Origin of the sequence: Rhodonellum sp. (assembly GCF_030656585.1) — a bacterium.
GTDB classification, from domain to species: Bacteria; Bacteroidota; Bacteroidia; order Cytophagales; family Cyclobacteriaceae; genus Rhodonellum; species Rhodonellum psychrophilum.
In genome coordinates this window covers 1-6,965 of sequence record NZ_JAUSPP010000049.1, presented here as the reverse complement: position 1 = coordinate 6,965, position 6,965 = coordinate 1, and the positions used below count along the sequence as shown (strand labels likewise).

The 6,965-nt window shown below is 43.2% G+C and carries 4 protein-coding genes; 1 reads left to right on the top strand and 3 read right to left on the bottom strand.

Annotated elements, in window-relative coordinates:
- Positions 1 to 149 precede the first annotated feature (149 nt).
- Complete coding sequence (locus Q7J63_RS12270) at positions 150 to 434, top strand: hypothetical protein (RefSeq protein WP_304886473.1); 285 nt, start codon at positions 150 to 152, stop codon at positions 432 to 434.
- A 40-nt stretch (positions 435 to 474) separates the two neighbouring features.
- On the opposite strand, the gene Q7J63_RS12265 is transcribed toward Q7J63_RS12270, so the two are convergent.
- From Q7J63_RS12265 to Q7J63_RS12255, 3 genes are all read right to left on the bottom strand, one after another.
- A complete protein-coding gene (locus Q7J63_RS12265) occupies positions 475 to 1,803 on the bottom strand; it encodes a RagB/SusD family nutrient uptake outer membrane protein (protein WP_304886471.1) in 1,329 nt (442 codons plus the stop codon).
- Positions 1,804 to 1,964: 161 nt separating this feature from the next.
- A complete protein-coding gene (locus Q7J63_RS12260; protein ID WP_304886470.1) occupies positions 1,965 to 5,156 on the bottom strand; it encodes a SusC/RagA family TonB-linked outer membrane protein in 3,192 nt (1,063 codons plus the stop codon).
- A 26-nt stretch (positions 5,157 to 5,182) separates the two neighbouring features.
- On the bottom strand, positions 5,183 to 6,965 hold a 1,783-nt coding region (locus Q7J63_RS12255), incomplete at its 5' end, for a thioredoxin-like domain-containing protein (protein ID WP_304886468.1).

Here is a 6,965-nt window from a genome sequence, read left to right as displayed (position 1 = left end):
TAATTGGGTGAAAAAAACATAACAGGCCGGTGAAGCTACCAGGTGGCTTCCCGGCAACAGCAGGGGGCAAAAAAATCCGGCCGTCCCTCTCGGAAGGCATGCAGGCCAAAACGACCGGAGATAAATTACACATTTAACGCTATAAAGTTATGAAAAATCAAATGAAAGTCCTCCTACGGGGAGGCGTATTGATGTTGGCTGCGGTATTTGCCTTTGCTTTTACCGAGCCCGTTCCAACCGAACTTTATGGTCAGGATCCCACTACGGGTATCTGGCACGATGTGTCGGGAATTCAACCCAGCAGTACAACCTACACCTGTGACAACGGAGGGGCAGCTTGTCTTCGAGATGAACCTTCGACCAGTGGTCAAATTGTGTCTATGGGTTCAGACCAGCTTTTTGTGAAAAGAGGAAATCTTCCAATAGCTGATTGACAATTAAAGGTTTGGAGAATTTCTCCAAACCTTTTTGTGTTTATTGAAAAAGCCTTTCCCTAGCCGGTGTATAAAAGACATAATTGGGTGAATTAGGGCTCAAGATATTGACCACACCATTGACTTCCCTTTCTACGGTCATACTGGTTTCAGGCTCCATATTTAATCGTTTCTGGTCTGACCATCTTATTCCTCTGAACACCAATTCCTTTCTCCTTTCCAGCAAAATCAGATTCAAAGCGGCATTCTGGTCCAGATTTTCATAAGGCAATAGTTTTCCTTCCACATATCTGGTCTTTAAAAGTGAATAAAGCAATTCCAAACCTTGATCCACCATTCCCAACCTTACATTTGCCTCTGCTGCAATCAGAAAAATTTCATCGAGCGCAATTCCAGAAAACAGATCAAAATTCCCGACGTAACTCCCCCTAAACATGGCATCTCCATTTCCATTGGGCGTAAAATACAAGGTTTTCCTTAAATCATTTTCATGATATTGTTCGTACAGTTTGTTGTTTACCAATGAAAATTCTGAGCTCGTGACGCCAAAGGAACTTATCATTTGGCAGTAGAATATCGTTTCCTTGTTGAAGAGTGCCATCGGATACATCTTCTCAGCATCAAGATCACTGAAATTCATCAAGATATTATTGTCTGCCAAAGCAAGCTCAGCATGATCTTTGGCCAATTGAAAGTTTCCCAATTGTAAATATACCCTGGCCAAAAAGCCATACGCCGCCTGAAGTGTAGGCCGGATTGGATACGCTGAAGTTTTGGGAAGCAAGGCCAAAGATTCATTCATGTCCTTCAGGATCAGATCATATACTTCCTTTGCGTTTTTGAATTCGGCCTGGGCAGATATATCAGAAACCATTTTAACAGGAATCGTGACCTGGTCCATTTCTGGTGAAGCTGGCAAAGGGAGATAAAGTTGAGCGAGGGCATAATACGCGTACGCCCTAAAAAACAAAGCCTGTCCTCTATAATGGTCTTTTGTTTCCTGTTCAGAAATTATGTCATCCAATAGATCCAAGATAACATTCGAATATAAAATTTGCCGATAATGAAGGGCAAAACTCGTGTTGGATACATCCGGCGGATACAGGTCCCTCTCCCACAGGTATGCATTTTTGAATTGAGGCGCAATTGTCTCTAGATAGTCCCCGGTTGTTTGAAAATCATCAGAACTTACCAGTCCAATGAGTTGCTCCCTGTTAAAATATCCGAAATTATTCAGTATGGCATTGATGTCTTCCAAACTATCCGGTACAACTATTGCTTTATTTGGCTTGGCATCCAAAAAGTCCGTGCATCCTGAAGAAATGCCGGTGAGCAGGCCAATCACGATTATATATATTAAGTTTTTCATGTTTTTTTCTGTTAATAATTTATTTGGTGTAAAAATTTAAGAGTTGAATAATTTTATTTAAACCAAGGTTTAAATACCATTTGTGGCGCGCAATCATCATGATAACCTTGAAATCGTTTACTGCCTCAAAAGAAAGATTAGGACGATAGTTTTGGTGTTCCTCAAAAATCCAAACGAATACCAAATGCAATGCTTTTTGGTGCTTCTGCTGTTTGATAGTCAGGATCAAGGATATCGTCCGATGCTTTCCAAAGAATTCCCAGATTGTTTACATAGGCATAAATTTCAGCACCTTGAAACCAAAAATTTGGGACTTTATTTTTTGTCAGCGTATAGGAAAGTCTTATATCCTGAAGTCTGACATGGTCGCCTTTTTCCACAAGTGATTCCGAAAATCGGTAAAAATTTTGCCTATTGGCATTTGCTGTGGCGGGAAGTGAAGGAATATCCGTCACCAACTCATCTCCTGGAGTTTGCCATCTTCTGTCATAGTCCCCGTGTCCGATTTCTCCCCTCAAAAGCCTGAAATAATCGATGGAATTTCTTCTGTAGTAATATCCCATCCTATAGGAAATATTGACTGAAACTGAGAAGTTTTTATAATGAAAGTCATTTCTGAATGCACCGAAGTGGACAGGACGGGCAGATCCGTGGTAAACCAAATCCTCTGTTATTGCCGAGCTTGTGATTGCAAAATATTCCTCGCTTTTTTCACCGTTCAAAAAACCAATGGGATTACCGGTGTCAGGATTTAACCCTGCTGATTTGTAGCTGTAAATGGAAAATAAAGGTTTTCCTTCAACAGGAAATGCGCCGCCATTGATGGCGGATTCCAACAGGAAAGCCGCAGTGAAGGGAATGTCATACCTGCTCACTTTTTCATCCACCCAAGAGTATAGTAAATTGGGATTCCATCGGAAACTTTCTTTGGAAAAATTACCTGTCAAAATCAGGTCCAAGCCCCTTGTTGTGGTGTTGGCAAAGTTTCCACGAAAAGTGGTCAGGCCGGTTGATGCGGGCACGGGATAATCTCCGATAAGGTCTATCCCTTCCTTGTTATACAATTCCAGACTTCCGGAAAACATGGCGTTGGCAGTTTCAAAGTCCAACCCGATATTGGCAATTTTGATCCTCTCCCATCTGAGTTCCGGATTGGGTGGATTAATGATATCCGCTACCTGAAGGTTGGGAATTATACTGAAATTCAGTGAATTTAAATATCTGGCAGTAATCAGGGAAGAAAGCGTTTTATCGACATTGCCGTTATAGCCATAGGTGGTCCGCAGTTTTAAATAGGGGAAATTGGATGCAGAGGCGAAATTCTCTCCGCTGATGTTCCACCCAAAGCCTGCTGACCAGAGCGGGACTCCCCTTTTGTTGGTCTCCACCCCAAAAAGATTGGATTGGTCCTTTCGCATACTTGCCGTAAAATCAAACCTGTTGTCATAACTATAGCCTGTATTGAAAAAGTAGGAAACAAACCTGTCGGTTATTCCGGAGTGAGAAACCCCTGAATTGATCGTTGCCCTCTGCCCGGGATTATGAAACCTTGGCCAAGTGGTCACATGATCCACCGGCTGACTCAGGCCCAGTTCGTCCCGATAGCCATAATAAAGGGCAGAAGAAGACAACCCTTCCCTATTTTTGAGTTCATATCCTCCCAAAGCATTGATTGAATGTTTGATTTTCCAAGTTTTTGAATAGGACAGTTGACCTCTCAAATTGTGTGAGATAGAATTGCCGGTAAAGGTTGACAAAAGGTCACCTACAGGAACGGGTCGGTAATAGCTTCCGTCTCCGTTTGGTTGCGTGAATTGATTGATCAAATCCCTGACCTGGTAACTTGAAAAGGGAGTGAGGTCCCTACGCATGTTCGTGTTTGACCAATATTGATAGAGGACAGAGGCCTTGAGTCCCTCCAAAATTTCATAGGAAAGGCCCGTATTGATACGCCAATCCACGTTTTCAGTCCTATGATCAAGAATTCCCTTTTCTGCCAAAGGCATGTTCCGCCAGTCCAAAAGTCCGCTTCCTGCCACACTTTCCTTGTACCTTGCGCTGAAATTTCTCGTTATTTCCTGTGGATTTCCGTTCTCGTCCGCCAATCTCTCATAGGGATACCCTTGAGGTACATTCGTCTTTTCGATGCTGTTTGCTTTTGTCATAAAAACAGCTGCATTCATTTCCAGTTTTTTGTTGGCACTTGTCCAGGCATCTTTCAGTGTCAATGTGAATCTGTTGTTCGAGTTTCCGGAAACTGCCAACGCATTGTCATCATATCCAACCGACACCAAATACCTGTGCCTGTCTGATGCTCCGTTGATGTTCAATGCACTTTGCTTATAGACTGCATTCGAATAATAATATCTGCCCAGGTCACTTCTGATATCCGATGTTTTAAATCGTTCCAATATTTGCTCCCCCTCCTCTTGTGTGATCAATCCATCCCTCATTTTGATAAGGGTTTCCACTCCGGGAGAAAGTCCCGGTTTGTTGGCACTTCTTTCCTGAGTTCGATAAAAATTCCTCTCGAACAAAGTCCTCTCGGTTTCAATAAAATCCGGCATATTCATCTGGGGAACATAATAGAGGTTAGGCTGTTGAAAAACCGAAATGTTGGAATTAAATGAGATGTTGGTTTTTCCGGTTGTGCTTCCGCTTTTGGTCGTGATCACAATCACCCCATTTCCTGCCTGGGCACCCCAGATGGAGGCCGCTGCGGCATCTCTAAGCAAGGTGATGCTTTCCACATCATTGGGATTGATACTTTCCAATGGCCCGTCATAAGGGAAATTATCGATGACAACCAATGGCCGAGCATTGGAAAACAGCGTACTCCTTCCCCTTATACTGATTGGATCACCATCCGACCTGGCCCGGTTCAGAATAAGTCCAGATGAGACATCTTCCAGCCTGTCAATTATATTGGAACTTACACGTCGGTTTAAAAGCTCCCGGTCCAATTGAACAAAAGAACCTGTAGCCCTTTCTTTGGGGATTTCCTGATAACCAGTGGAGAAAACTTCCACTTCCTCCAATGACAATCCCGTTCCGTCCAGGAAGATTTCAGGATTTATGGAGATGGGCAAAACCAAGGTTAACTTTTTTGTCCCCAATCCGATGTAGGAAATTTCCAATGTATATTTTCCTGCGGGCAATCTAAAGTTAAATTTTCCTTCTTCATCGGTAAACACCAATGTCTCGCTGTTCAGTATCCTAACCAGTGCTCCGGGAACAATTTTTTGGTCTTCAAGGGATAGGACCGTTCCCTGAAGGGGATGCAGAGCCGATTCCTGTCCCCATACTTTCCCGGTAATCACCAGGAAGGCCAATATCAGTAATGTGTTTTTCATGGTTTTTTATATTTAGTTGGAGGTATTTATTTCGACTTTGTACTGTTTGCCTTTTCCAAAAGGACCAAAAATTCTTCTGGTGTGCGGGCGTTGACCGTGGACATAAAAATTTTCTGATCTGGATCAATGATCATTTTATAGGGAAAGGAACTGATCTGATAAGTTTTCAGGAATTCATTTTCCATGTCCCCTATCCAATGGTTATTTGTGGAAGGGGGTGTGTATTTCTCAGATTCAAGACTTGATTGATAAAGAGAAAAGTCCCTATCTGCATTTATCGTCACCAACACGTAATTGGGATTATTCTCAAGCTTAGCGTGTAGGGGTTTTAGGATGTTCTGGTTGTAAAAAGCACAAAATCGACAGCCCGTTATCCAAAAAGAAAGCAACACGGTTTTGCCCCGATAACTTGACAGGTTTATTTTTTTGTTTTCCGCATTGAAAAATTCCCCCTCCAAAACAGGTCTTCCCGACACTCTGACTTCCAGCAACTCTGTCAGAATATCTTTGATCCAGGCGGTTTCAATGGTCGAATTCACCACTTCAAAAATCCCGGCGGTTTCCTCCATCAGCATGTAATTATCCAACACATACCTGGCATAGATACCATCTCTGAGTTTTGGAGGATGACTGTCGATCAGGGAATAGAAAGGAATGTTTTCCACCAGATGTTGTGTTCTGATCGCTTCCAATCTGGCATGGACATAAGATGGAGAATATGCATACTCAGGCAACTGTTCAAATTCCACCAAAGGCAGTACCTTTTTTTGGTAGCATTCGAATAGCTCCTTCTTGGGTTGGAATATTCTTTGGAAATTGATAAACAGTGGTAGGGATGCCTTCCCCAGTATATCTGCCCTGAGAATTTTGGTAACATCCGTTTTCAACGTGCTTTCATAAAAACCCAAAATCTTCATGGCCTCATGCTGGAATGGGCTGTTTTCCAGTAAATCATTTACATAACTTTCATCTAAAGCTCCCGGACTGATAAAATTCATCAACAGTCTCAGATCTGATTTTTTTGCCAATGCCTGCTGGTAAAAGGGCCCGAATTTGGGACTGGACTTCGCCTTTTCCGGATTATCAGTGACCACCACCGGTGAAGTGTTGAATGACTTTGTATCGAATTCTCTATGGATTGCCAATTGGGCATCGAAGAGATTCTTGGCATTTCCTCCGAACTGAATCGAATGTGATTCCATGTCTATCCGGATTCTCAGCCTGCTCCCAGCGACAATCAGAAAATTATTTATCACCACCTTTCCATTGATCAGCAGGGTTAGTCTGGGATAGATTTCGGGGCTCTCAAACCCTACTTCAAACGTTCTGAGCCCAAGGCTTCCGTCAAATATGTTTCCGTCATCCGTTTTTAGAATGGACTTCTGCGGACTCGGTATCTCCTTGTTTTCAAGGATCATATGATCCCAAAGACGCAATTCAACCAGGTCTGACTCCATTCCGCCTTTTATTTCCCCGTATATGGCAATGGCATTTAACTCCCCCACCCCAGTGGGCACGGAGTCCGCAGACTCCGCCCCTGGGTGAACAGCAACTTTTTGCTGGGCAATGGACTGGCCTGTGAACACGAACAGGGAGGCCAGGATAAAAAATATTGTTTTTGCTTTCAGGGTGAGAAGCGTGGATTTTATGAGAATCGATTGTGTATTGGTCTTGTCTTCTTCTTTAGAAAACAAAGCCATCCCTTTGGCGATGCGGTGGAGAATCCGCAGCAAGCAGGGAACCCGCCTGCCGATGTAGGCCACCGCCCTTAGGTCGGAAAGCCTATGGCCCCTTGAAGGGGTATATGAG

Excerpts from the sequence above, each read along its gene's own strand:
- Q7J63_RS12270 (WP_304886473.1), top strand. The coding sequence starts at position 150 with ATGAAAAATCAAATGAAAGTCCTCCTACGGGGAGGCGTATTGATGTTG.
- Q7J63_RS12260 (WP_304886470.1), bottom strand. The coding sequence starts at position 5,156 with ATGAAAAACACATTACTGATATTGGCCTTCCTGGTGATTACCGGGAAA.
- Q7J63_RS12265 (WP_304886471.1), bottom strand. The coding sequence starts at position 1,803 with ATGAAAAACTTAATATATATAATCGTGATTGGCCTGCTCACCGGCATT.